Here is a 26239-nt window from a genome sequence, read left to right on the forward strand (position 1 = left end):
CGGCTCCCTGGAATCAGCCTTTGGGCCCGTCGGACGGATTGGCCGCTTTCTCGACGTGACCGCCGAAATCATGCCGCATCGCCGAGAGCACCCGGTTCGCAAAATCCGCCTCGCCGCGCGAACTGAAGCGTGCGAACAGCGCCGCGCTCAGCACCGGCGTGGGCACGCCTTCGTCGATCGCGGCCGCCACGGTCCAGCGGCCCTCGCCCGAATCGGATACGCGCCCCGCGTAGTTCTTCAGGTCGGCGTCGCTGACGAGCGAGCCGGCAATCAGATCGAGCAGCCATGATCCGATCACGCTGCCGCGCCGCCAGACTTCGGTGACATCGGCGAGATTCAGGTCGTACTGGTACAACTCGGGGCGGCGCAGCGGCGATGTTTCGGCGTCGGCCTCGCGCGCCTGTTTGCCGGCATCCGCGTGGCGCAAAATGTTCAGCCCCTCGGCGTACGCGGCCATCATGCCGTACTCGATGCCGTTGTGGACCATCTTGACGAAGTGCCCCGCGCCTCGCGGCCCGCAGTGCAGGAAGCCCTGATCCGCGGTGCTGGTGCCGCTGGCGCGGCCCGGCGTGGCCGGCGCGGCGTCCGCGCCCGGCGCGAGCGTCGAGAAAATCGGTTCGAGCCGCTTCACGATCTCCGGCTCGCCGCCGATCATCAGGCAGTAGCCGCGCTCGCGCCCCGCCACCCCGCCGCTCGTGCCGACGTCCACATAGTGAAGCTGACGTTGGGCAAGCTCCGCGCCGCGGCGAATGTCGTCGTGATAGTAGGAATTGCCGCCGTCTATCACGATGTCGCCGGGCTCCAGCAGGGGCACGAGTTTCTCCAGCGTCATATCGACCACCGCGGCCGGCACCATCAGCCAGACTGCGCGCGGTTTCTCGAGCTGCGCGACCAGATCTTCCAGCGACGCCGCGCCCGCGACGCCGTCCTGCTTCAGCCTGTCCACCGCCGCCGGCTGCACGTCGTAAGCGATGCATTGCTGCCCGCCCTTCGTCAGACGCCGCACCATGTCGGCGCCCATGCGTCCCAATCCAATCATGCCTAGCTGCATATCTCGCTCCGGAAAGTGCCTCGTTGCGCTGCTCGATTTGCTTCGTTGTACTGCGGCAATGTTTGCGGTTTCGCTGAGTGTTTCAGCGGCGACGGCGGCGAACGCATATGACTGACTTTACTGGCGTTGCGTTTTCCGGCTTGCAGCGACCGCGCGTCAGCCGCGCGGCATGTCTCGTGATTGCAATCAAGCCGCGCCACAGCCCGTATCGAACGACGATACGCTTATTTGCAGAGACTTTGCGCGGCGTAAAGTTCCTGGCATGTCTGCAGAGCGGCGTTGCGCTCGCTCGGCCTTCGATTCGGCTACGGTCTTCTTACACTTCGGCGCCGCAGCCGCAAGACGGTGGCGCCTGCACCGGCTCGGGCGGCCTCGCGCAGGTGTGAATTGCTAGCGCCGCCGGGCCTGAAGCCTCGCGTATTGTGACCGCACAAAACGTTTCACGGCCCGCCACATCGCCGGATAACGATCGCCCGGCACGGCGAAGAGCACCAGCGCGCACAACGCCAGCAAGCCGCAAAACATGAACGTGCCGCGATAGCCGAACGCCTGCACCAGCAAACCCGACAACACGCCCGAGAGAATCGAGCCGACCCGCGCCGCGTTGAAGAAGAGCGCGGTGGCGCGCCCCGGCGCGTGCGGCATCAGATCCTGCACATACGTCATGCCGAGGCACGAGGTCACCGCGACGACGAACGCGTTGAGCATCTGCATCGGGATCAGCACCTCGACGTTCCCCGCCAGCGACATGCCGGCGAAATACACCGCATGCACCGCGGCACACGCGCCCAGCCAGTTCGGCTTGTGCAGCGCCGAGGACTTCGCGCCGAGCGCGAGCATCATCGGAATTTCCATCAATGCGCCGAGCCCGAGCATCACCGACACGTCCAGATGCGTGCCGTTCAGCCCATGCACGATGTAAAGCGGCAGCACGATCATGGTGGCGTTCGCGGCAAGGCCGAGCAAGGTGAGCGCGGCGACCGCGCGGCCGATGTCGTTGGCCGAGGCGACACCGGGCAGTTCCTCGTGCGCGTCTTCGCCGGGCGCGGTCAGCGGCGGCACGGTGATCGAGGCGGACGGCTCGGACGCCGTGTCTTCCACCGTGTGGTCGCCCAGGTGGCCTTGCGGCTCCCGCATGCGCCAGACGACGGCCGCGCAGGCGCCAAAACTGGCGGCGGCGAACAGAAAGAGCCCGTAGAAGCTGCTGGCGGCAAGCACCAGCGCGCCCACCGACGGCCCGAACACCCACGCCGCCGACAGAATGGTCCGCAAGGTCGCGCTGGCGAACACGCGCTGCGCCGGGTCGGCGACCGGCAACGCCGCGCGGCTGAACGAGAACACCATCGAAATAGCCGAGCCGCCCGCGCCGATAAAGACGATCCCGACCACCAGCAGCAGACGGTAGTCACGCACCACGCATAGACACAGATAGCCGAGCGCCGCCGCCACCAGCGCCGCCAGCAACAAAGGCCGGTGCCGTCCGCTCGCGTCGCTCCAGCGGCCCGCGAAGGTGCTGGCGAGCACCCCGCTCGCCGCGATCAGCGTCATGAAGACGCCGAGCCTGAACGGCGTCATGCCGGCGCGCTCGACGCCGAACAGGGAAAGATAGGGAGCGGTGAACGACATCGCCACACCGAGCATCAGGGTCGCGGCGGCGAGCGGCTTGAAGCCGGGGATGTGTAGCAGGGCGAAAAAACGTGAGGTGTTCAACACAGGGGGCGGTGGGTCAGGAGAAGCGACTGTGCGACGCGCAATGCGCACCGCACACATCGTGGCCGGAACGACCGGGGCATTATCGGCTTAGCTCGCGAGCGCGTAAACCCGCGCCACCGCGTCCCAAAATTGCGAGCCGCCTGCGCCGCGCGTGAAGCGCTTCGGCGTGCCCGACGCGCGGCCTCGTCCCAGCAATATTCGCTCCCGCGCGGCGCCGCAGCGCTCACAGCACGACGTAGCCGCGCTTTTCCAGCGTCCAGCGGTGCCACTGATTGCCATACATGCCGCAGGCCATGCCGAACAGCACCGACAGCACCAGTCCGATCAGGTCCGCGGTTTCGCCCCACAATCCCGAGCAGAACAGCAACAGATTGACCGCCAGCATGACGAAGGCCGCCAACCACATCTTCTTCGACAGCGCCCAGATGAAGCCCAACAGGCACGCGCCCCAACTGAAGCCCGTAGCGACCGCGACGGTCTCGTCCTTGCCCGGATACCGCAGATAAATCCTTTCGCCCATGTCCTTTCCCGACCACGATGATGCGCCGCCGCGTCGCGGCTGCCCCCGACGAGTGTTTACCACGTCGCGCCGGCAAGCGGATAAGTTCGCGAGAAATTCACCCCGCCGCGTGCTTGGCCGCACATCGGCCGGCGCCGCGCTGCCTGACGATCCGCGGCATAGCTGATACTCTTGGCAAATTCAGGCGCAGGGAACGCCACCGCGGCGCGCCTTGCCCGCACAGGTTGAACCGCTTCGGAGCACGCATGGCCACGCAAACCGCCTATTCATCCAAAGCCCCTTCGCGCGCCGAGCTCGACGCGCTGCCGGGCACCACCATCGTCGAATTCGGCACGGACTGGTGCGGCTACTGCCAGGGGGCGCAAGCATCGATTGCCCAGGCGCTCGAACCGCATGCGGGCGTCAGGCACCTGAAGATCGAAGACGGTCCGGGCCGGCCGCTGGGCCGCTCGTTCAAGGTGAAGCTCTGGCCTACGCTGATCCTCATGCGCGACGGCGCCGAACTCGCGCGCGTGGTGCGCCCGTCCAGCGCGACGCAAATCGCGGACGCTTTCACGTCGCTCTGACGCCAGGCTGCACGCGGCGCGACACCCGCGCCCGCGCACCGCCCCGCGCCCGCTTCACGTGAGACCCACCGATCCCCTATCATGCGCCAAGCCATCCATCATCTGAGCGTCAAGGCCCGCACCCGCGGGCTCGTCGAGTTCACCGGCGAGGTGCGCCGCTTCGTGTCCGCGCAAGCCATCGAGACCGGCCTGCTGACGCTCTTTTGCCGCCATACGTCCGCTTCGTTGCTGATTCAGGAAAACGCCGACCCTTCGGTGCAACGCGATCTGGAGCGCTACTTCGCGAGCCTCGCGCCCGAAGACGCCGAGCGCTACGAACACGACGCCGAAGGCCCCGACGACATGCCGGCCCATTTGCGCACGGCGCTCACGCAGGTGCAGTTATCGGTGCCGGTCGAACATGGGCAGATGGTGCTCGGCACCTGGCAAGGCTTGTATCTCTTCGAACATCGCCGTCATACGCAGCAGCGGGACATCGTGCTGCATCTGATCGGGGAATGACGGCGCGGTCCCCGGCCGTGGCCGTGTCGGTTCGAGACGTGTTGTTGACCGGGACTGGCTGCAACATTTCATCCGCAAACCGGATTAAAGGGAGCACACCTCATGGACACCCGTAGCGAGCTGCAAGCCACCGTCAAGGCGATGGTTCAACCCGGCAAAGGCCTCCTCGCCGCCGACGAAAGCGGCCCGACCATCGCCAAACGCTTCAAGACGATCGGCCTCGAATCGAGCGAGGAAAACCGCCGCGCCTATCGCAACCTGCTGCTCACCACGCCAGGTCTCGGCGAATTCGTGAGCGGCGTGATCCTCTACGAAGAAACGCTGGGCCAGAAAGCGGACGACGGCACGCCGTTTCCTCAACTCGCCGCGAAAAACGGCATCGTGCCCGGCATCAAGGTGGACCTCGGCAAGATTGCGCTCGCGCTCGCTCCGGGCGACGAGATCACCGAAGGCCTCGACGGACTCGCCCGCCGTTTCGTCGACTACAAACGGCAAGGCGCGCGTTTCGCCAAATGGCGCGCGGTCTACAACATCACGGCGAGCCTGCCGAGCCGGCTCGCCATCGAGGCGAACGCCGATTCGCTGGCGCGCTACGCCGCCATCTCGCAGGAGGCGGGCATCGTGCCGATCGTCGAACCGGAAGTGCTGATGGACGGCGAACACAGCATCGAACGCAGCGCCGAGGTCACCGAGGCCGTGCTGCACGAGGTGTTCCATGCGCTGCACCGGCATCGCGTGGTCCTCGAACATATTCTGCTCAAGCCGAGCATGGTGATCGCCGGGTCCGAACACGCGCACCAGGCGACGACGGCCGACATCGCCGCGCATACGGTGCGGGTGCTCAAGCGCACGGTGCCGTCGGCGGTGCCGGGCATCGTGTTTCTGTCCGGCGGTCAATCGCCTGAAGAGGCGACCGCGAATCTCGACGCCATGAATCGTCTCGGCGCGCTGCCGTGGAATCTGAGCTTTTCATACGGCCGCGCGTTGCAGGAGCCGCCGCTGCAGGCGTGGAAGGGCGAGGCGAGCCACGTCGAACAAGCCCAGCAGGCGCTGCTCAAACGCGCGCGGCTGAACAGCGCCGCCGCCCTCGGCAGGTACGAGGCGTCGCAGGAGAAAAGTTAGGCGCGGCCCCGCACGGTCCGTTGCGTGCGGCGATCGATCGAGGGCGACGGGCCGGGCGCTCGCATCAAAGCGGCGCCCCGCCGAACGCCTGGCGCTGCGCGAGCGACACGAACGCCTGGGCATCGCGCGCCGCCTGCACCACCGCCGCCATACCGAAAAACTCGTGGGTCGCGCCCCGGTAGTTGCGATGCTCGACGGGCACGCCCGCGCCGTGCAGCTTCTGTGCGAGCTTCTCGCCGTCCGAGCGCAGCGGATCGATGCCCGCCGTCACCACGACCGCCGGCGGCAAACGTGACAGGTCGGCGCTCACCACGTCGATCAACTCACTGGTGAGATCGCTCTCGCTGTTGATCACGTTATGGAGGAACCACAGCATCATCGGCTTGTTCAAGGGCCGGGCATTGCGATTCTCCTCATAGGAGATCGACACGATGTTGTTGCTCGCCACCGGATAGATCAGCGCCTGGTGCATCGGCATGCGCATGCCCGTGTCGCGTGCGTGAATCGCTACGTTGAGCGCCAGATTGGCGCCGGCGCTCTCGCCCATGATCGCGATCTTGCCCGCGTCGCCGCCGAGGCTCGCCGCATGGCCCACCAGCCAGCGCCACGCGGCGAACGCGTCTTCGTGGGCGGCGGGCAGCCGGTGTTCCGGCGCCTGCCGGTAGTGCGCGGAGACCACGATCGCCCGGCTCTGCGCGGCCATGGAACGCGGGGTGGCGTCGTAGGTATCGAGGTCGGCGAGCACCCAGCCGCCGCCGTGAAAATACAGGATCACCGGGAACGGCCCCTCGCCTTGCGGTGTATAGACGCGCGCTGGATTGCTGCCTGCCGCGCCGGGAATCATGAGGTCCGTGGTGCGCACGGCCTCCAGTTCCAGCGCGGGGCGCGCGCTGAACGCGGGGTCGCTCATCAGCTTTTTGACGGCGTCGGCGGGCGTCGGTTGCTGTCTTGCTTCGGCTACGGTGCAATCCTCGATCGGCTTCGGGTTCAGACTCTTGAGCGCGTCGAGCACGGCTTTCATGTCGGGATCGGCATGCCCCGTGGGATCCATGCCGACCATGCCTTTGATGGTGTCACCGAGTGTCATGGCCAGGCTCCTGATGGAAGAGTTCACGGATCCATCGAAGCTCTTGAACGCCGCCCGCGACGACCGTGGATGCCGGGGAATTCGAGCAAGCGCTATACCCGTGAGATGACGGTGCGCCGAAGACGCCGCGCACCAGGCACCACGGCGCACAGCCCGCCCCGGCGCTCCAGCGCCGCGTCAGGCTGTGTCGTCACTGCCCCTTCGTATCGCTGCTGGCGTCCGCGCCCGGCGTGTTGGTGGAGTCGGTTGCAGGCTTGCTCGCCTTCGAGGACTTCGTATGATGCATCTTGGCCGACTTCGAATGCGCCTTCGCGCCCGATGCCTGCATGTCGCCGCCCTCGCGCGTCGTGCCGGCCGTGGTGCCGCCGTTCGGATCGTTGCCGGCCGGGCCGCCACCACCGCCGGCACCCTGAGCCATGGCGAGCGAGGAAGCGGCGAGCAAAGACGAAATAAGCAATACGTTGCGGGTTTTGTTAATCATGGTCATGACTCTCTCCGGTTCGAAAAGGAAGCGGGCTGCGCCGGCCGACCCAGCCAAAGGCGCATGCCTCGTCTTCTTCCCAGCAAGGGCTGTGCCGCGAGTCATGAAACACTTCGAACATGCAACGGATCACGCCGTGGCTTGCGAGCCTTACGGTTCGCAAGCCACGAGGGCGTGCAACTCGTCGATATTGAACGGCTTCGCAAGAATCGCCACACCTAGCCGGCGCGCGCGTTCGAGTTCGTCAGCGTAGCCGGTCATCAATGCGATCTTCTGCGAGGGCCACGCACTGCGCACTTTCTCGGCGAGGTCGATGCCGTTGAGCCGGCCCGGCATCTGGATATCGGAGAGCACGAGTTCGAAGCGCGCGCCGCCCGTGAGCACCTCGAGCGCCTGATCGGCGGTCGGTTCATGGCGCACCTCGCAGCCGAAGGTTTCGAGTACCGCTGCCACGCCCGCGGCCACGTCCTCGTTGTCCTCCACCAGCAGCACCACGCTGCTCGACGCAGGCACTGCCGCGCGCGCCGTGTCGAGTTGCGTCGCGGGCGCCTTCTGGCGCTCGCGATATCGCGGCAGATACAGCCTGACCGTGGTGCCGCTGCCCGGCACGCTGTCGATCTTTGCCGTGCCGCCCGCCTGTTCGCACATGGAGAGCACCTGCGCGAGGCCGAGGCCCGTCCCCGAGCCGCGCAGCTTGGTGGTGAAGAGCGGCTCGAAGGCCCGGCGCACGACGGCCTCGGGCATGCCTTCGCCGTCGTCGGAACAGGCAATCAGCACATATTCGCCGTCGGGCAGCAAGGTATCGCTGCTGACCAGCCGGTTGTTCTGACAACGAATCACGAAGCGCCCACCGTGCGGCATCGCGTCGCGCGCGTTGACGGCCAGGTTCATGATCGCGTATTCGAGGTCGGTCGGATCGGCCAGCACCTGCCAGACGTTATCGACCATGTTCAGCGCCAACTCCACGTTGTCGCCGAGCGCCGCGTCGATCAGCGGCGCGGCGCCGGGCAGCCACGTGGCGAGATCGAGCGGCTCCTGTTTGAGCGGCTGCTTGCGCGCCACGCTCAGAAGACGCCGCGTGAGCGATTCAGCCGTGGCGGTGGCGCGCTCCACCGCGAGCACTTCTTTCTCCACGTTGTTAAAGCGCTTGAGCCGCGCGAGTTCGGTGTTGGCGGAGACCACCATCAGCAGATTGTTGAAATCGTGCGCGACATTCGCGACGAGATTGCCGAGCGCGCCCATGCGTTGCAGTTGCCGGCTCGACGCTTCGGCCGACAGACGCATCGCCACTTCGCCCTGCCAGCGTTCCCACGCGCGCCGCTCGCCTTCCAGCTGACGCAGCGAATAAAGCACCAGCAACCAGACGGCGATACAAGGCACGGCTGTCAGCGCCGCGATCATGATGAAGTGCTGCCGCCATGCTGCGCCGATGGACGAGGTCGCGTAAGCGCTCATCACATAGAGCGGATAGTCGCCCACGCGGCGAAACGCGAGCAGGCGCTCCACGCCGTCCACCGGCGACTCCAGGCGGACGTGACCGAACAGCTGTTTGTCACGCAACGCCTGTACGAATTTATTTTGCGGACCGAGCTTCGCGCCTCGCGGCCACGGCGGATAGCGCACCAGCAGATTGCCGTCCTGGCGATACAGGCCAAGCGCCAATGACGGGTCGCCATTCGTCAGTTCGCGATAGAAGCGCGAAAAGTACTCGTTGCGCAGCGCCACCGAGACCACGCCCAGAAACCGGCCGTCGGCGTCCGAACGCCCGGTCGCCGTGCTGAACACATTGTTCTGCGAAACCGGACCGAACATGGGCAGCGAAAAATACGGCTGCGGACGCATCGCCTTGGCGGACGTGAAGTCTTCACGCTGACCGATCGACATGGCGGGGGCGGGAAAAGCGCGGCTCGACACCAGCAGATCACCTTGCGCGCCGAGCAGATAAATGGACGACACCTGCGGAAAGTCACCGCCGATCTCGCGCAGGCGTTGATGCAACGCAGCTTCACGCGCGCGAATTTGCGCTTCGGTCTCGTTGCCGAGCAACTCCACGATGCGCGAGGACATCTGCTGATTGAGGTCCAGCACCTTCACGGCCTGTTCCTCGGCAACGCGCGCGAGCCGCTCGATCATGTCATTCGCATCGGCCACGCGCCGCTGGTAGTCGAAGTAGCCGTAGCCCGCCAGGCAGAAGAGAGGAAACGCAATCGACGCCGCGAGCACGATCAGCAACATGCGCCGCGTTGCCGCGAAATTGCGCGACGGCATCGGGACATCTACTGCGGCACGTTCCGCACGCTGCACGATCAAGGTCTCCGTGAAAGGTCGAGATGGTCGGGAATGACACGCCGCGCCATGAGTCGCGCGCGGCTCGTGCGCCATTTCCTTTCCCCGGAATTTACCGCACTTCAGGCGTTCTCCATAGCGGGCGCGATGGAGAGGCGGCGCTTGCGCCGAGGCCGGCGCGTGGGCACATGGATTGCTGCTCCACGGGCATCCAGCAGGATCGAAAGGCGTGCTGCGGTGCCGGCATGAGTGCGCGTCTTGCCGTCCACTTTTCATTCTCCGTGAGGAGCAAGCCATGACCACGATTGCCCGACGCGTCGCCCAGCTATCGCAATTGCGATCGGAGCGCGCTGTACGCGTCGTGGTGGATGGCGAACAGATCCTGCTGGTGCGTGACGGCGACACGGTGCACGCCTATTCCGCCGATTGTCCGCATGCCGGCGCGGCGCTGGAAGAAGGCGCGCTTTGCCGCGGCCGGATCATCTGCCCGTGGCACAAGGGCACGTTCGACGTCGCCACGGGCAATGTGCTCGAACCGCCTGCCCTCGTCGGGCTCGATCGCTACCCCGTGGTCGTTGCGGGCGACGATGTGATGGTCACGCCGGAAAAACTGCCCCAACCGGTGCGCACCGCAAGCGGGGAAAAACGGCATTACGTCGTGATCGGCGCTGGCGCGGCGGGTGCGGCGGCATGCGCGGCCTTGCGCGAATGCGGCTTTGGCGGCCGCATCACGCTGATCGGCGCCGAGCCGCACGCGCCCTACGACCGCACCGCGCTGAGCAAATTCGTGCCGTCCGGCGAAATGGCCGCAGCCGACGTGCCGCCGCTTCTCGCGCCAGACTGGCTCGAACGGCACGACGTGGAGCGGATCGTCAGTCGAGTCGCACGGCTCGATGTGCCCGCCCGCACGATTCATTTCGAAACTGGCGGACAACTGATCTACGACACCGCCTTGCTCGCCACCGGCGGCGTGCCGAAGCTGCCGGCGCTACCGGGCATCGAACTCGGCGGCGTGCACGTGCTGCGCAGTCTCGACGACGCCGCCGCGCTCGCCGACGCGATCGGCGACGACGCCGGTCAAACCCAGGTGGCGATTCTCGGCAGCAGCTTCATCGGACTCGAAACAGCGTCCGCGCTGCGTAAGCGCGGCGTGCAAGTCACCGTCATCTCGCCGCAGAAAGTGCCGTTCGCGAAACAGTTCGGCGAGCGCGTGGGCGCCATGTTCCGCGAACTGCATGAGCGCAATGGCGTGGTGTTCCGTCTGGAAGCCAAGGTCGCCTCGCTCGACGGCGAAGAAGACGACGTGCAACAAGTGATGCTTGAGAACGGCGGCCATATCACGGCCGACCTCGTCCTGCTGGGCACGGGTGTCGCGCCGGCCACCCGTTTTGTCGAAGGACTGCCGCTGCAGAAAGACGGTGGCGTGCTCGTCAACGCGGGCATGCAGGCCGCGCCGGGCCTCTATGCGGCGGGCGATATCGCTGCCTTTCCCTTGCATGAGGATGAGGAACCGTTGCGCATCGAACACTGGCGGGTCGCCCAGCAACATGCGCGTATTGCCGCGGAAAACATGTGCGGCGCGCGCCATCGCTATGTGGGCGTGCCCTATTTCTGGACTTATCACTTCGGCAAACGCTTCGAATATCTCGGCCATGCGAGCGAGTGGGACGAGATCGTGGTGGACGGTGAACTCGATCAGCAGGAATTCATCGCCCTCTATGTCAAGGACGACAAGGTGGTCGCGGTACTCGCCTGCGAGCGCGAAGCGCAGACCGCGCGCCTGATCGACGCGATGGCACGAGGCGTGTCGCGCGCGCAGGCGTTCGCCGTGATCAGCGGTGCGTCGTGCCTGGCCCATTGACCAAACGAATATGAACAGCCCGCGCGGCGCCGCAGCGCCCTGCAGGAACAGATGGATACCTGGATAGGGCCGCGTGGTTTGCCACGCTGCCTCGATGATGACTCAATGACCTGAAGGAGAAACACGATGACTGAGCATAAGGAAAAGCACCCGAACTCGAACAAGAGCGAAAAGCAGATCGATCGCGAGGTCGAAGACAGCTTCCCCGCCAGCGACCCGCCGTCTACCGGCGGCACCACGAAGATCGTGCCGGACAAGGACGCCGCTTCGCAAGACAAGCCGGCAACCAGGAAACAGGCTGACCACTGAGCTTCGCCGACCGAGGTTGAATCGCCCGGACGCCCTGCGTACGGGCGATTTTTTCCTTGTGCGGCCGGCCGTGATCATGCCCGGTAGCCGGCACTGCTCTCGTAGCTTCAGATAACCCGCACGCGCAAGGCGTCGTCTGGCAGCGTCACGTCGCGTCATGGCCTTGGCGAAAACCTGAACGTCGATCTCTCGTCACGGCGGATGACGTCCTCGCGAGGGTGGTCACAGCGGGCCACGGCGGGTCACGGCGCGGCCCCGTTAGCCATTGGCGATCAAGGGCACCGCTTCCTCGGCGCGAGTCCTGTTCAACTCGACGCGCTTGCAAGCCGCCACGATCTCCTGCAGCGAGGTGGCATAACACTCCGCTCCCATTGCGGTTTGCAGATCCGCGCTCCACTTCTCCGTATCCTCCAGCGCCCACAGTCCGACGACGATCGACACGTTGGGCAGCCGCGCGTGAATGCGCCTGACCAGATAGCGCAAATGCGACGGGATGCCGTCGATCTGCAGATAGAAAATGCAGACGATACCGACGTCGTCCGCGTCGAGACTGTCGATCGATGCGCGCGAGGCGGCCTCGTGCGGCAATGCCCGTGACGTGAACCCATGCTTGCCCAGCAACTGCAGCAGCAGCGTCGTGGCCAACGGGTCGAGCGGGCCGCGTCCGGGGATGCACAGCACCCGGTTGCTGGCCGCGAGCGGCGGCTGGCTCGAGGCGTTTTCTTCCATAGCGGCGGGAGCAACACTGCGCGGGCTTGGCGGTTGGGCTTGCGCTTCGTCCACGGCCGAAGGCGCCATCGGTCCCACCACGCCCCAGTTTTCATCGCCCGCGTGCGTGGCCGGCTCGCGGTCCTCGTAGCCGTCCAGCACATCGACGAGGTCGTTCGTGGTCGCTTCGATGCGCGCAAGCTGCACGGCCGTCACGCTGCCGCGCACCACGTCGTTTGCCGCGAGTTGCAAACCTTTGATCGCCACCTCGTCGTAGTACGCCGACAATGACCGGTCGCGCAACAAGGTCTCCGCCTGTTCGATCGCTTCGTCAGGGTCGCCCGCCAGCGCTCGCTGATAGAAGTTTTCGACCGGCGTGAGCGCCGGCTGATCGCCCAGCAGCACGTCGAGAAACTCGAGGCGACGTACGTGCCGGCCGAGCACGAGCAGACATAGCGTCAACGGCGTCGAGAGAATCAGCCCTATCGGCCCCCAGATCCAGCTCCAGAAAATCGCGGCGACCACCACGGAAAACGGCGAGAGACCCGTGCTGCGTCCGTACAGCAGCGGCTCGACGATCTGGCCCACGAGCAATTCGACGGTGACGAACAACGCCAGTGACCAGATCGCCATCGTCCATCCAGGGCTCACGGCGGCGGCCAACGCGGTGGCCAGCGTCGCGGAGATCCAGATGCCGACATACGGCACGAGCCGCAGCAACGCCGCGAGAATGCCCCACAGAATCGGACTCGGTACGCCGATCAGAAAAAGCCCCGCGCCGATGACGACGCCGACACCCGCGTTGAGCCCGAGTTGCGAAACGAAATAACGGCTCAAACGGCGCGCGGCCTCGTCCATCACGGTAGTCGTGCGGTGCAGATCGCGCGAGCCGAACAGGCGGATCGCGCGGTCGCGCAGATCGTCGCGTTGCAGCAGGATCACCACCATCACCACGAACACGATGAACGCCGTTTCGAGCGGGCTGATGGCCGGCGACAGCACGCGTCTCGCGAGCTCGAACGGGGTCGGCACCGGTTCGCGCACCTCGACGGGAACGGCGGCGGGGACTTTGGCCGTGGACTGCGTGCCGCCGGACGACGCCGAGTCGCGCTGCGCGGGTTGCGGCGGCTCGACCGTCGCGCGCTGCAGCGCCTGGCCGGCCGCATTGGCAAAACGGTCCAGCTTGCCGATGGTCAGGCTGTGCGCGGTTTCCATCTTCTGTTCAATGGTGGCCTGGTAGCGCGGCATGCCGGCCGCCAGATCGCTGAGTTGCGTGGCAATCACCGCGCCGAGCATGCCGATCACCGACACGGAAATCACCACCGCGGCGAAAACAGACGCCACGTGGCCGAGCCGTAAACGCGTCAGCGCGTCGGCAAGCGGCGCGACAAGGAAACTGAGCAGGATCGCGAGCGTGATCGGAATCAGCACGGCACTCGCAAAGTACAGGCAGGCGACCACCGTGACGCCCACCGCGAGCGCGATCAGGCTATCCAGACCGAAAGCCGTGGGCGGAGCTTGTATGCGGGCGGCGGGTCTCACGCCTCGCGGGTCGGGTATGTCCTTCATTGGGCGAATGATCTGTCCGGTTCTATTCGGTTCCTGTTCTTGTCAGGCGTCACAGGTTGGACGCGTTGAAAACGGTTGCAAACGGGTTGCAAGCGGGTTGCAAGCGACGACGGTGTCGCGGCGGCGCGCCGCGCGAGCGTCGACGTTGCAACGCGCTGCTGCACATCATGTTGCGTTCAGCGTTCTGTCGATCTTCTATTCGACGCTGTCACCGTTTCGCATCCACCGGCGCAGCGCACGCTACTCATGGCGCGGACCTCTCACCCACCGGCCCACTTTCCGTCGGCGGCGCCTCCTTTTCTATTTCAGCGCGCGCCTGCTCCCAATACTCGTCAGGCGTGCCTTTCTGATCGCCTGCCTGCTCCCACAGGTAATAGGCTCGCGTGCGAATCTGCTCCTCTTGAGAGGTTTGTTCCTGTTCCATTTGATCACCCTCGGTTAGAACTGGCGAAGACCGTTAACGGTTGTACGGCGCGCGTGCCGCCGAAGGCAGCTCGCGCGCCGTCATTCGCAATCGAGCAAGCGCTATACCCGGCTAGCGCGTGGCTCGACGCGGTCCGCGTGTCCGTTCGTCAGGCCTGTGCGGGGGCGACGCTGTCGTCGGTGGTGAGCTGTTCTTCGAGCCGGTCGAATACCCGCTGGGTGGCGCGGCTCGGCGCTTCGAGCGCGAGCAGCAGCAGCGAGCGGGCGGTCACCTGATACGCGTCGCCGGCGGCGAAGTGCGGTAATTCGGCGCGTACCGGCATGTTGGTATCGAGCAGGCAAGTCCACTGCTCACCCTCGGGAATGTCGGGCAGCGTGAAATTCACGACATCGTGATGCGCATTCAGCACCAGCAGCAAGGTCGCGTCGGAGGCAGGACGGCGAATGCCGCTCGCCTGCGCGCGGCCGTCGATCACCACGCCAAAACAGCGCATGGACGGGTCGTCCCACTGTTCCTGCGACAGGTCCGTGCCGTCCGGAGAGAGCCACCGCGCGTCGGTGACATCCAGCGCCTCGTTGTATTCGCCGGTGAGAAAGCGGCCGCGCCGCAACACCGGCAGACGGTGGCGCAGCGTGGTCAGATTCTTGACGAACTCTATCAGCGCGCGACCGTCGTCGTCGATCGCTTCCCAATCGACCCAGCTGATCTCGTTGTCCTGGCAATAGGCGTTGTTGTTGCCCTTCTGCGTGCGGCCGAACTCGTCGCCCGCCAGAATCATCGGCGTGCCTTGCGAAAGCAACAGCGTGGCCAGCAGATTGCGCTTCTGGCGCTCGCGCTGCTGACGGATCTCCGGATCGTCGGTCGGACCTTCCACGCCCATGTTCCAGGACTTGTTGTCCGAGTGGCCGTCCTTGTTGTCCTCGCCGTTGGCCTCGTTGTGCTTGTCGTTGTACGAGACCAGATCGTTGAGCGTAAAGCCGTCGTGCGCGGCAATGAAGTTCACGCTGGCCCACGGACGGCGGCCGCGATGGTTGAACCGGTCGCCCGAACCGGTCAGGCGCGTGGCGAGATCGGCGACCTTGCCTTCGTCGCCCTTCCAGTATTCGCGCACGGTGTCGCGAAAGCGGTCGTTCCACTCGGCCCAGCCGGGCGGAAAACCGCCGACCTGATAACCGCCGGGACCGCAGTCCCACGGCTCGGCGACGAGCCGCACGCTCGAAAGCACCGGATCCTGCCGGCAACTGTCGAGGAAACCGCCGCCTTCGTCGAAACCATGCAATTCACGCCCGAGAATCGTGGCAAGGTCGAAACGGAAACCGTCCACCTTCATTTCCGTCACCCAGTAGCGCAGGCTGTCGGTGACCATCTGCAAGACGCGCGGATGCGACAGGTTCAACGTGTTGCCGGTGCCGGTGTCGTTGATGTAATAGCGCGGCTCCTCAGGCATCAGACGATAGTACGACGCGTTGTCGATACCCTTGAACGAGATGGTCGGTCCACGCTCGTTTCCTTCAGCCGTGTGGTTGTACACCACGTCGAGAATGACTTCGAGATTGGCGTTGTGAAAGCGGTCCACCATCTCCTTGAACTCGCCCACCGAATCGATCGACGACGCGAAGAAGCGCGGATCGGCCGCGAAGAAGCCGATCGTGTTGTAACCCCAGTAGTTGGTGAGGCCCTTATCGAGCAGATAACTGTCATTCACGAAGGTCTGGACCGGCATCAATTCAACCGACGTCACACCAAGACTCTTGATGTAGTCGAGCACGGCCTGCTGCCCGAGTCCGGCGAAAGTGCCGCGCAGATTTTCCGGCACTTCCGGATGCCGCATGGTAAATCCGCGCACATGGGCTTCATAGAAAATCACGCGCTCCCACGGCAGCGCATTGCGCTCGGGATGACTCCACGAAAAATTGGCGTCGACCACCTTGCACTTCGGCACGAAAGGCGCGCTGTCGCGCTCGTCGAAAGACAGGTCGCCTTCTTCGGAGTCCAGCGTATAGCCGAAGATTTCCGGCGCCCATTTGAGCTCGCCGATGTGCGCCTTCGCATACGGATCGAGCAGAAGTTTGTTCGGGTTGAAGCGATGCCCTTTCTCGGGTTCGTAAGGACCGTGCACGCGATAGCCATAAACTGCGCCCGGTTTGAGATTCGGCACGAACACGTGCCACACCTCGTCGGTGTATTCCGGCAATTCGATGCGTTCGATCTCGGTTTCGCCGGTTTCATCGAATAGACACAGTTCGACCTTGGTGGCGTGCGCCGAGAATAGCGCGAAATTGACGCCGCTTCCGTTCCATGTCGCGCCGAGCGGAAAAGGTGTGCCTTCCGCGATGCGCGTCGAGTAGCTGGCTTGGGATGACATAAGGGTTCCTGTGGAAACTGGAGCGCTGACGCGCGTGTTGTATGCAGTGAATGGCAAGCCTGCTGAAACAGCAAGTTTCAGACCTGACCGCATTGGCGCGCCACGCCGGTCGACGCGGCACAACTTTTGCAGCCGTTAGGGAAAGCTGGCTCATTCGAGGCCGACATGGTGCGCAGCGAAAAGCGCCGGCTCCACATAGGGAGAATATCGTCATGAAAAGAATCCAGATCAACCCGCTGGCCGCCGGCGCATTGCTGCTCGTCACCCTCGCCTCGTACGGCAATGCGTACGCCCAGGGTGCTCCCCAGGCAATCACGGAAAAACGCACGGACGTGGTCCAGCTCGCCAGCGGCTACCGGGCCTCAAAGCTGAGCGGCGCGGATGTCTATAACAAGAACAAGGATACGATCGGCACGCTGGACGACCTGATCGTGTCGCCGAGCGGGGATCGCAGCACGTACGCGATCCTGTCGGTAGGCGGATTCCTCGGCATGGGCAAACATCTTGTCGCCGTTCCGTTCAACGACCTGCAGATCAACAACCGTCGCGTGATGCTGCCGGAAGCCACCAAAAAGTCGCTCGAAGCGCTGCCCGAGTTCAAGTACGCACCGGATTGAGCGGCTGCGGCTACACGCCTCGGCGCCGGACTCGAGGCCGGCCTGCCAGGGTCCGGCTGGATTGGCCGAGGCACAGTCGTCACGGCCCGCCATCGATGTGATGCGCGCATGAGAGGGGACGCTCTCATGCGCTTTCATCATAAGGCGCGACAGCTGGGCCGACGCGCAGGCCCAGGCCGGACGACGCAAACTGCTGAACGAATGCGCGTCAGCCCAGCAGCTTGTCCAACGTGATCGGCAGCGCCCTCACCCGTTTGCCGGTTGCGTGCCACACCGCATTGCTCACTGCCGCGGCCACGCCCACCACGCCGATTTCTCCCACGCCTTTGGCACCCAACGGATTGACGATCTCGTCGTGTTCGTCGACGAACAGCACGTCGATATGGTGGATGTCGGCATTCACCGGCACATGGTATTCGGAGAAGTTGTGATTCATCTGCCGCCCGAGCGTGTGGTCGAACTGACCATGCTCGTGCAGCGCCATGCTGATGCCCCACACCACGCCGCCGGCGATCTGGTTGGCCGCCGTCTTCGGATTGACGATGCGGCCCGCGGCGATCGCGCTCACCACGCGCGTTACCCGCACCGTGCCGAGGGTTTCGTCCACGCGCACTTCGACGAAAACCGCGGAATGCGTGCCCATCGAATACGCCTGTTGTCTTTCATGCGGCTTCACGCTGGCCTGCTCGTCGAGCTCATCGATGCCGGCGCGGCTGAACAGTGCGTCGATAGTGACCGAGGCGTCGGCGCCCTCGCCGCACACGAGCCGGTCGTCCAAACGGCGGATGTCGTCGCGCGCAACGGTTGCGAACCGTCCGCCGCCATGTTGCCGCGCCAGTTCGACGAGCCGGTTGTGCAGCCGCTTGCAGGCGACCTCGACCGCGCTGCCCACCGACGACACCGTCCACGAGCCGCCTTCGAGCGGCGCCTTCGGCAAGCGTGTGTCGCCGAGCTCGAATTTGACGTCGTGAATCGATACGCCGAGCGCGTCGGCTGCGATCTGGCACATGACCGTGTAGGTGCCGGTGCCGATATCCGCGGTCGAACTCGACACTTTCACCTGCCCGTCGCGCGTCATGACCGCGCGCGCGGCCGCTTCGTTCTGCATGGCGTCCCAAACCCCGGTCGCCATGCCCCAGCCGATCAGTTCGTGACCTTCGCGCCGCGCACGCGGCGCAAGCGGCCGCCTTTCCCAGCCAAAGCGCGCCGCTCCGTCGCGATAGCACTCGCGCAAAGCCTTGCTCGAAAAAGGCAGATTCTTGTTGGCGTCGCGCTCGGCATAATTGCGCAGGCGCAGATCGAGCGGATCCATCTGCAACGCTTCGGCCAGTTCATCCATGGCCATTTCCAGTGGAAAAAGGCCTTGCGCGGCGCCAGGCGCGCGCGTGTCCGCGGGCGTCGGCACGTCGATTCGCGCGACCTTGTAGCCCATCGTGACGTTGTCGCACTGATATAGTTGGCCGGCCCAGTTCACGACCACGTCGCAGTAGTCCTCGTAGTGCGAGGTTTCCGACACCGCTTCGTGAATCACCGCCTGCAATCTGCCGTCCGCACCCGCACCCAACGCGACGCGCTGGATGGATTGCGGACGGTGGGCAAACGTGAACATCTGCTGGCGTGTGAGCGTGAGCCGGACCGGCCGTTTCAGTTCGCGCGCGGCCATGACCGCGAGCGCCAGATGATAGTGCGGCCGCAAGCCCGATCCGAATGCACCGCCGACAAACGGCGCGATCACCTGTACTTCATCGTCTTTCAGGCCGAATACGCTGGTGAGATACGACTTGGTGTTGCCCACGCCCTGGGTCTTTTCGTAAACGGTCAGGCGCCCTTGCGCATCCGGCACGACGGTGCATCCGTGCATTTCCATCGGATTGTGATATTCCGCGGGCGTGCTGTAGAAAGTATCCACACGCGCGACGGCGCTCGCCAGCGCCGTGTCCGCATTGCCGCGCGCCGCGGGCGGCGGCTCGAAGCCGCCCTTTTCGGTCGACGGTGGCACGGCGCTCATCACCGCTTCGCTCAGATCGGTTCGATGCGGCGCCGTTTGGTAGCGGACTTTTACGAGCGACGCCGCATGACGCGCGAGTTCCAGCGATTCGGCGACCACCAGCGCGACCGGCTGCCCGCTGTACCACACGCGATCGTCCCATAGCGGTCTGAACGGACTGCCGCCCGGGGCGACCAGATCTTTGTAGGGCTTGTCTTCGAGCGGCAATTGCGGGCGATTCTGATGAGTCAGCACGAGCAGCACGCCGGGCAACTGCAGCGCGGCGGACGAATCGATCGACACGATACGGCCGGTCGCGATCGTGCTCGACACGACGAAACCATAGGTGAGCCCAACGGCCGTGAAATCGGCCGCGTAGTGCGCCGCACCCGTGACTTTCAGCCGGCCGTCCACGCGGTTATGCGGCACGCCGACCGCGCGTGGAGTCGGTAAAGTTTCGACGCGGTTCATGGTGTGCTCTCCTCGAACGAAGGTTGCGTCGCCAGTTCGAACGCGCGCGCAATCACGCGAGCAGACAACTCGATCTTGAAGGCGTTATCGCGGCGACCTTGCGCGCCGCGCAGCAGCATGGCGCTGAAATCGCGCACGCTGGCCGCATCGAGACGCTGGCCGCGCAAGCTGGCTTCCGCCGCGGGATCGCGCCAGGGTTTGTGCGCCACACCGCCCAACGCGCAATGCGCGTTCACGATCGTGTCGCCGTCGAGCTCGACGCCCACTGCCGCCGAGACGAGCGCGAACGCATACGAGGCTCTGTCGCGCACTTTCACGTAAGCGTGATGCGTGGCGAAGCCCTGCTTCGGCAATTCGATAGCGGTGATCAATTCGTCGTCGCGCAAGTTCGAGTCGCGATTCGGCGTGTCGCCGGGCAGACGGTGAAAGTCCGCAAACGCCAGCGTGCGCGTTCCGTCCTTGCCCGCGAGATGAACGGTGGCATCGAGCGCCGCCAACGCCACGCACATGTCCGACGGATGCACGGCGATGCACTGATCGCTCGCGCCGAGAATCGCGTGAATGCGGCTCACCCCTTCCAGCGCCGGACAGCCCGTGCCCGGCTCGCGCTTGTTGCAGGGGGTGCCGGCGTCGTAGAAATAATGGCAGCGCGTGCGTTGCAGCAGATTGCCGCCGACTGTCGCCGCATTGCGAATCTGCGCGGAAGCGCCGGCTAGAATCGCCTTGGCGAGCAGCGGATAGCGTCGTACCACCATGTCGTCGTACGCCACCGCGCTGTTGGTCGCCAGCGCTCCGATCTTCAGGCCGCCGGCCCCGGTCGCCTCGATCTGCCTGAGCGGCAGACGGTTGATATCGACCAGCAGCGCCGGATGCGTCACCTCTTCGCGCAGCAGGTCCACCAGGTTCGTGCCGCCCGCGATAAACGCCGCGCCTGCATGGGCGCGATGTTGATCGAGCGCCTGCGACACGGCACTCGCGCGGCTATAGGAGAAGCGGTTCATGAGCGCACTCCCGCGCCGCCGTCCTGCTCGTGCGGCAGGTCGGCGGCATCGAGAATCGCCGCTACGATATTCGTGTACGCGCCGCAGCGGCACAGGTTGCCGCTCATCAGTTCGCGCACGTCGTCGGCGCACTTGACGTGGCCCTCGTCGAGCATGGCGACAGCGGAGCAGATCTGGCCCGGCGTGCAGTAACCGCATTGAAACGCGTCGTGGTCGATGAACGCCTGCTGCATGACATGCAGCGTGTCGCCATTGGCGAGGCCTTCGATCGTCGTGATGGTCGCGCCGTCGTGCACGGCCGCCAGCGCGAGACAGGTGTTGATCCGCTGACCGTCCACGATTGCGGTGCACGCGCCGCACTGTCCGTGATCGCAGCCTTTCTTGGTGCCGCTCAAATGACAATGCTCGCGCAGCAGATCGAGCAAGGTGGTCCAAGCTTCCACGTCGAAACGCTGGGTCTTGCCGTTGATTTCGAATGTGACCGGCACGCGTTCGACTTCGCTCGGCGCGAGATCGAGCGCCGTGCCGGCGGTTGAGGTATCCATGGGCATTCTCCTTCTTCTGGCGACAGGTCGCTACGCAATACAGCGGGGATGCGCAAGCGACGTGCCACTGTGGCACGTCGCCAAGCGCTCGCGCCGCAACGCTGTGCACGCGAGGCCATCGTCGTGCAGCCGGCGCGCCCATGTTCCGGCTTGCCGGCCGATATATTCAACAAACCTAAATGATCGGCGCGCCGCCGGTGACCGCGATCGTCGCGCCGGAGACATAGCTCGCCTCGTCGGACGCGAGCATCACATATGCGGCCGCCAGTTCGGCGGGCTGGCCGGGACGCTTCATCGGCACCTGCTCGCCGAACTTTTCGACTTTCTCCGGCGGCATGGTGGACGGAATCAGCGGCGTCCAGATCGGGCCAGGCGCCACGCAGTTCGCGCGGATGCCTTGTTCCGCCAGCAATTGCGCGAGGCCACCGGTAAAGTTCTGGATCGCGCCCTTGGTGGCCGCATAGGCGATCAAACCCGGATTCGGATGATCCGCGTTGATCGACGTGGTGTTGATGATCGCAGCGCCGGGTTTCATATGCTCGACCGCGGCCCGCGTGATCCTGAACATCGCGCCTATGTTGGTATCGAAGGTCTTGTCCCACTCCTCGTCACTGATCGCATCGAGCGAGGGGTAGCTCATCTGGTAGGCGGCGTTGTTGACCAGCACGTCGAGCCGGCCGAACGCTTCGATCGCGCGCTCGACGATCGCATTGCAGTGCGCGGGGTTCGTGATGTCGCCGGGCAGCAGGACGGCTTTGCGGCCGGCCTCTTCGATCCAGCGCGCGGTCTCGCGCGCGTCGTCGTCCTCGTTCAGGTACGAAATGAGCACGTCCGCGCCCTCGCGCGCGAAGGCAATGGCGACCGCGCGGCCGATCCCGCTGTCACCACCGGTGACGATCGCCGCTTTGCCCGCGAGACGTCCGGAGCCGCGATAGGATTGCTCGCCGTGGTCGGGTTGCGGTTGCATTTCTGCCGTGCGCCCCGGCGTGTGATCCTGTTGTTGCTTGGGGAATGGCGGTGTGGGACGTTGCGTGTCGCTCATGACGAATCTCCGGGTGCGATAAACATGACATGCGCGGTGTGCAAAAGACGCACCGCATGGCAACGTAATCAGCAACCCGTGGACCCGCGTTTTTATCTCAGGCTCGAAAACTTCGTCATGCTGGATAACGAAATTTGAACTGAATGCCGGACACCTGTTTTAATCCATCGCCCAGATCCGGATCGGCGGCATGGGGAATTTTTTCAAAGCGTGCGCAGCCTTTACGGCCGACCTACCTCATGGGGAGCGCCGCCGCCGACTCGAGCACCCGCAAAAGGCGTTCTGGCGTTAGAGGCTTGGCGCAATGCGCATCGAAACCGGCCGCCCTGGCGCGTGCCCGGTCGTCACGCGAGGCAAACGCGGTGCAAGCCACCAGCAGCATATGGGAAGTCGACGCATGGGCGCGCAGGCGGCGAGCCAGTTCAAGCCCGTCCAGTCCCGGCATCTTGATGTCGAGCACCACCGCGAACGGTTGCCATTCGCGCGCCATCTCGCACACTGCAAGCGGGTCCTCGAGCGCGCGGCACTCGAAGCCGTCGGCGGTCAGTAACATCTGCAGCGCGTCTGCCGCTTCCTCGTAATCGTCCACCACGAGCACACGCCGATGCGAAACCATCGCATACCGGATAGGCCGCCACACTACAACGTCGTCGTCATCATCGGTCTGGTCGTCGAACGTCACCTTCTTCTCCCTTGGCTTTCCACCGTGCGCCGCCCGCGGGCACCTCGGAACACGCGCGCAAGATTCGCTCCCGGCGTGCGGACAAAGTCCATCATGGGCCGGACGAAGGCTTCGGATTGCGCAGCGTGGCGCCCTCAGTGCGCCTTCGCCTACGCTTTACTTCACAACCATAGCGCACGCCATAATTCACCGCTTCCGGTATTAACGCCTAAAGACAGCACGCGTTTCGTGCAACCAGACGTGAGCGCTTCGATGAAACGCATAACGGCTGTGCGTGCGGCACTGGCCGCGCGCACTAGTGCCGCGTATTTGAGGCTGCTTGCGAAGCTTTAGGGATTTTTACTCAGCGGGTTATCCCGGACGATCATCGATGAAGCCCTTCAACATGGCTAACGTATCGGCATCGTCGATATGTTTGTCGGTGCGCCAGCGCAGCATGCGTGGAAACCTCACCGCCACGCCGGATTTATGCCGCGGGCTCGCCTGAATGCCTTCGAAGCCGATTTCGAACACCAGCGTGGGCGTGACGCTGCGCACCGGCCCGAATTTTTCGATCGTGGTTTTGCGCACGATGGCATCCACCTGGCGCATTTCTTCATCGGTGAGACCGGAATAAGCCTTCGCGAACGGCACGAGCGTGCGCACGCCATTCGCTTCCTCCCATATCGCGAAGGTGAAGTCAGTGTAGAGACTGGCACGGCGGCCGTGACCACGCTGCGCGTATACCAGCACCGCATCCACCGCATAGGGGTCGATCTTCCATTTCCACCATGTGCCTGAGGCCTTGGTGCGGCCTACGCCGTACAGCGACTCACGCTCCTTGACCATCAGTCCTTCCACGCCGCGCGCCCGGCTCTGCTCGCGCAGCGCCGCGAGCGCCTGCCAATCCGGCGCACTCACGAGCGGCGACACGCGCAGCAGATCACGCGCGAGCGTGCCGTCCACGGCGCTTGCCAATGCGTCCAGTTGCGCTCGCCGCGTGGCGAGCGGCGTCATGCGCAGATCCTTGCCGTGCGCTTCCAGCAGATCGTAGGCAAGCAGCGTGGCCGGCGAATCCACGAGGATTTTTTTCGTCAGCGTCTTGCGCGCAATACGCGGTTGCAAGCGCGCGAATGGCAATGGCGCGGTTGCACCCGGTTCCCACGCGAGAATTTCGCCATCGATCACGAAGCCCTCGGGCAAGGCCTCGGCTAGCGCCGCGACTTCGGGGAACCGCTCGGTGATCAGATCCTCGCCGCGCGACCATAGCCAGAAGCGTCCGCCGCGTTTGACGAGTTGCGCGCGAATGCCGTCCCATTTCCATTCGATCTGCCATTGCGCGGGATCGCCGAGCGTCCCCGGATCGGTCTGCAACGGATGGGCCAGGAAGAACGGGTACGGCAAGCCGAGATCGCTGTCATGCTGGAGTTCGGCGGATTGCGCGTCGCCACCCGTCGGTTCGGGTGCGATCAAACGCAGATAGCGCGCGGCGTCGGGCTGCTGTTTCGAGTCGGTCCAGCCGACCATGCGCTGTGCGATCCGCTTATGATCGACGCCCGCGACTTCCGCCAGCGCCCTCACCACCAGTTGACGCGCAACGCCCACCCGAAAGCCGCCGCCTATCAATTTCGTCAGCAGAAAGCGGCCGCCCCAATCGAGTTCGTCCCAATAGCTGAGCAAACGCGTGCGCAACTCTTCCGGCGACGCGCCGCGCAAGGTCAGGACGCGGTGCTCGATCCATTGCGTGAGACCGAGTTCGGAATTGCGTTGCGCGGGCGGCAGGATATGGGCAATCGTCTCGGCGAGATCGCCCACTGCGTGATACGACTCCTCGAATAACCAGGCCGGCAAACCGGCCCGCTCGCGGGCGATCTCGCTTAGCAAACGCGTCGGCACCGACTGGCGCGGCTTGCCGCCCGCCAGAAAATACGACGCCCACGCCGCGTCCTCCGGCCCGGCCACGGCGAAATAGCTGGTGAGCGCGTCGAGTTTGTCGTGCGTGGAGGTGGTCGCGTCGAGCGCGGTGTATAGGGCGGCGAAGCGTTTCATGCGCGGCTCGCCGGGCTAGTCGGATTGGCCGGGTCGGCCGGGTCGGCGAAGGCGGCGTCGCGATCCGCGGGCCCGTCGAGGTCGCCCGTCTGATTGAACGCGAGCGGCACGCTACCCGTCACGGCCGCTTCATCCGCACCCGCGGCATCCGCTTCGACGGTATCGTCGCCGTATTGCGTTTCAAACGCGCCCGCTTCGAGTCCCTGCTCGCGCAACCAGCGTACCATCGGCTCGACCGAGCCATGCGTCACGATCACGCGTTCGGCGCCCGTCGCCTGAATGGCGGTTTGCAAACCGGGCCAATCCGCGTGGTCCGACAGCACGAAGCCACGGTCGACACCTCGTCTGCGACGCGTGCCGCGCAACCGCATCCAACCTGACGCGAACGCGTCGCTGTAGTCGCCGAAGCGCTTGAGCCAGGCACTCCCCTGCGCGGACGGCGGCGCCACGATCAACGCCTGCCGGAACACCGCCTTGTCCTTGACCGGTATCTCAGCGACGGGTCGCACCGGCGGCAAGCGCACGCCGGCCTCCCGATACGCGCGATTGAGCGGCTCCACGGCACCGTGACAGAAGATCGGACCAATGCCCGCATCGACGCTCGCCAGCACGCGCTGCGCCTTGCCGAACGAATAGCAGAACAGCACCGAAGCGCGTCCTTGCGCCGCGTTATGACGCCACCACGAATCGACGCCGTCGAACACGGTTCGCGGCGCGTCCCATCGATAGATCGGCAGCCCGAAGGTCGACTCGGTAATGAAGGTATCGCAGCGCACCGGCTCGAAAGGGTCGCAAGTCGGGTCGGGATCGAGCTTGTAGTCGCCCGACGCAACCCATACGCGCCCCTGGTGTTCGATCCGCACTTGCGCCGAACCCAGCACGTGCCCCGCGGGATGCAGCGACACGGTCGTGCCGTTCAGATCGAGCCGCTCGCCATACGCGAGGGTTTGCAGCGAAATGCCTGGCAGACGCGACAGCAGCACGTTCGCTCCCGCTCGCGACGCGAGATAGTGCCGATGCCCGAAGCGGGCATGATCGGAATGCGCATGGGTAATCACAGCCCGTTCGACGGGTCGCCACGGATCGATATAGAAGTCGCCGGGCGGGCAATACAGTCCCTCGGGCCGTGCAACCACCAGGTCCACGAGATCCGCGTGGTCAGAGGCTATATTCAAGTGGAGGTCCTGAAAGCAGGTTGATGCAACGTCGACACAGCCGCGAAGCAAGCTGCATTCCCGGCGCACTTTGCCCGCGCCGCCGACGCCGGTACAACAGCGGCAACCAGTATGGCCGCATACTTGCT

General features: G+C 64.9%; 22 protein-coding genes. 6 read left to right on the forward strand and 16 right to left on the reverse strand.

Features of this window, described 5'->3' with window-relative positions; translation table 11 throughout:
- Window positions 1–13 precede the first annotated feature (13 nt).
- From gnd to CJU94_RS22490, 3 genes are all read right to left on the reverse strand, one after another.
- A complete protein-coding gene (gene gnd / locus CJU94_RS22480) occupies window positions 14–1051 on the reverse strand; it encodes a phosphogluconate dehydrogenase (NAD(+)-dependent, decarboxylating) (protein ID WP_095420899.1) in 1038 nt (345 codons plus the stop codon).
- Between the two features lie 390 nt (window positions 1052–1441).
- Complete coding sequence (locus tag CJU94_RS22485) at window positions 1442–2764, reverse strand: sugar efflux transporter (RefSeq protein ID WP_095420900.1); 1323 nt, start codon at window positions 2762–2764, stop codon at window positions 1442–1444.
- A gap of 223 nt (window positions 2765–2987) precedes the next feature.
- A complete protein-coding gene (locus tag CJU94_RS22490) occupies window positions 2988–3284 on the reverse strand; it encodes a DUF2628 domain-containing protein (RefSeq protein WP_095420901.1) in 297 nt (98 codons plus the stop codon).
- A gap of 245 nt (window positions 3285–3529) precedes the next feature.
- Here CJU94_RS22490 and CJU94_RS22495 point away from each other — a divergent pair, with 245 nt between their 5' ends.
- The 3 genes from CJU94_RS22495 (at window position 3530) to CJU94_RS22505 (ending at window position 5473) form a co-directional block, all read left to right on the forward strand.
- Window positions 3530–3850, forward strand: a complete 321-nt coding sequence (locus CJU94_RS22495; protein WP_095420902.1) for a thioredoxin family protein — start codon at window positions 3530–3532, stop codon at window positions 3848–3850.
- A gap of 81 nt (window positions 3851–3931) precedes the next feature.
- Window positions 3932–4351: a secondary thiamine-phosphate synthase enzyme YjbQ gene (locus tag CJU94_RS22500; protein WP_095420903.1), complete on the forward strand. Its 420-nt coding sequence runs from the start codon at window positions 3932–3934 to the stop codon at window positions 4349–4351.
- 102 nt (window positions 4352–4453) lie between these two features.
- Window positions 4454–5473, forward strand: coding sequence for a class I fructose-bisphosphate aldolase (locus CJU94_RS22505; RefSeq protein ID WP_095420904.1), 1020 nt, complete (start codon window positions 4454–4456; stop codon window positions 5471–5473).
- A 64-nt stretch (window positions 5474–5537) separates the two neighbouring features.
- Here CJU94_RS22505 and CJU94_RS22510 read toward each other — a convergent pair whose 3' ends face one another.
- The 3 genes from CJU94_RS22510 to CJU94_RS22520 all read right to left on the reverse strand — a co-directional run bounded on the left by CJU94_RS22510 (window position 5538) and on the right by CJU94_RS22520 (window position 9345).
- Window positions 5538–6560 (reverse strand): alpha/beta hydrolase, encoded by a 1023-nt coding sequence (locus CJU94_RS22510; protein ID WP_095420905.1) that lies wholly within the window; start codon window positions 6558–6560, stop codon window positions 5538–5540.
- A gap of 190 nt (window positions 6561–6750) precedes the next feature.
- The gene (locus tag CJU94_RS22515) at window positions 6751–7047 is read right to left on the reverse strand and encodes a hypothetical protein (protein ID WP_095420906.1); all 297 of its coding nucleotides are present in this window, start codon (window positions 7045–7047) and stop codon (window positions 6751–6753) included.
- A 144-nt stretch (window positions 7048–7191) separates the two neighbouring features.
- Window positions 7192–9345: a hybrid sensor histidine kinase/response regulator gene (locus tag CJU94_RS22520; protein ID WP_095422745.1), complete on the reverse strand. Its 2154-nt coding sequence runs from the start codon at window positions 9343–9345 to the stop codon at window positions 7192–7194.
- A gap of 277 nt (window positions 9346–9622) precedes the next feature.
- Here CJU94_RS22520 and CJU94_RS22525 point away from each other — a divergent pair, with 277 nt between their 5' ends.
- A complete protein-coding gene (locus tag CJU94_RS22525; RefSeq protein ID WP_095420907.1) occupies window positions 9623–11188 on the forward strand; it encodes an FAD-dependent oxidoreductase in 1566 nt (521 codons plus the stop codon).
- A 126-nt stretch (window positions 11189–11314) separates the two neighbouring features.
- Window positions 11315–11497, forward strand: coding sequence for a hypothetical protein (locus CJU94_RS22530; RefSeq protein WP_095420908.1), 183 nt, complete (start codon window positions 11315–11317; stop codon window positions 11495–11497).
- 258 nt (window positions 11498–11755) lie between these two features.
- On the opposite strand, the gene CJU94_RS22535 is transcribed toward CJU94_RS22530, so the two are convergent.
- The 3 genes from CJU94_RS22535 to glgX form a co-directional block, all read right to left on the reverse strand.
- On the reverse strand, window positions 11756–13774 hold the full coding sequence (locus CJU94_RS22535) for an AI-2E family transporter (protein ID WP_095420909.1): 2019 nt from the start codon (window positions 13772–13774) through the stop codon (window positions 11756–11758).
- 244 nt (window positions 13775–14018) lie between these two features.
- Window positions 14019–14198 carry a DUF2934 domain-containing protein gene (locus CJU94_RS22540; RefSeq protein WP_095420910.1) on the reverse strand — a complete coding sequence of 60 codons (180 nt, stop codon included), beginning with the start codon at window positions 14196–14198 and terminating at the stop codon, window positions 14019–14021.
- Window positions 14199–14346: 148 nt separating this feature from the next.
- Window positions 14347–16563, reverse strand: coding sequence for a glycogen debranching protein GlgX (gene glgX, locus CJU94_RS22545; protein WP_095420911.1), 2217 nt, complete (start codon window positions 16561–16563; stop codon window positions 14347–14349).
- 212 nt (window positions 16564–16775) lie between these two features.
- Here glgX and CJU94_RS22550 point away from each other — a divergent pair, with 212 nt between their 5' ends.
- Window positions 16776–17180, forward strand: coding sequence for a PRC-barrel domain-containing protein (locus CJU94_RS22550; RefSeq protein ID WP_095420912.1), 405 nt, complete (start codon window positions 16776–16778; stop codon window positions 17178–17180).
- Between the two features lie 208 nt (window positions 17181–17388).
- Here the strand turns inward: CJU94_RS22550 and CJU94_RS22555 are convergent, their stop codons facing one another.
- The 7 genes from CJU94_RS22555 to CJU94_RS22585 form a co-directional block, all read right to left on the reverse strand.
- Window positions 17389–19638, reverse strand: a complete 2250-nt coding sequence (locus CJU94_RS22555) for a xanthine dehydrogenase family protein molybdopterin-binding subunit (RefSeq protein ID WP_095420913.1) — start codon at window positions 19636–19638, stop codon at window positions 17389–17391.
- Complete coding sequence (locus CJU94_RS22560; RefSeq protein WP_095420914.1) at window positions 19635–20639, reverse strand: FAD binding domain-containing protein; 1005 nt, start codon at window positions 20637–20639, stop codon at window positions 19635–19637. The genes CJU94_RS22555 and CJU94_RS22560 overlap by 4 nt, the downstream gene beginning before the upstream one ends.
- Entirely contained in the window at window positions 20636–21184 is a 549-nt protein-coding gene (locus tag CJU94_RS22565; protein WP_095420915.1) for a (2Fe-2S)-binding protein, read from the reverse strand. The genes CJU94_RS22560 and CJU94_RS22565 overlap by 4 nt, the downstream gene beginning before the upstream one ends.
- A gap of 175 nt (window positions 21185–21359) precedes the next feature.
- Window positions 21360–22226 (reverse strand): SDR family oxidoreductase, encoded by an 867-nt coding sequence (locus tag CJU94_RS22570; RefSeq protein WP_095420916.1) that lies wholly within the window; start codon window positions 22224–22226, stop codon window positions 21360–21362.
- 232 nt (window positions 22227–22458) lie between these two features.
- Window positions 22459–22908, reverse strand: coding sequence for a response regulator (locus CJU94_RS22575; protein ID WP_095420917.1), 450 nt, complete (start codon window positions 22906–22908; stop codon window positions 22459–22461).
- Between the two features lie 351 nt (window positions 22909–23259).
- Window positions 23260–24936, reverse strand: a complete 1677-nt coding sequence (locus tag CJU94_RS22580) for an ATP-dependent DNA ligase (protein ID WP_095420918.1) — start codon at window positions 24934–24936, stop codon at window positions 23260–23262.
- Window positions 24933–26111, reverse strand: a complete 1179-nt coding sequence (locus tag CJU94_RS22585) for a ligase-associated DNA damage response exonuclease (RefSeq protein ID WP_095420919.1) — start codon at window positions 26109–26111, stop codon at window positions 24933–24935. The genes CJU94_RS22580 and CJU94_RS22585 overlap by 4 nt, the downstream gene beginning before the upstream one ends.
- Window positions 26112–26239: the final 128 nt, after the last annotated feature.

It is taken from the genome of Paraburkholderia aromaticivorans, from assembly GCF_002278075.1.
GTDB lineage: Bacteria > Pseudomonadota > Gammaproteobacteria > Burkholderiales > Burkholderiaceae > Paraburkholderia > Paraburkholderia aromaticivorans.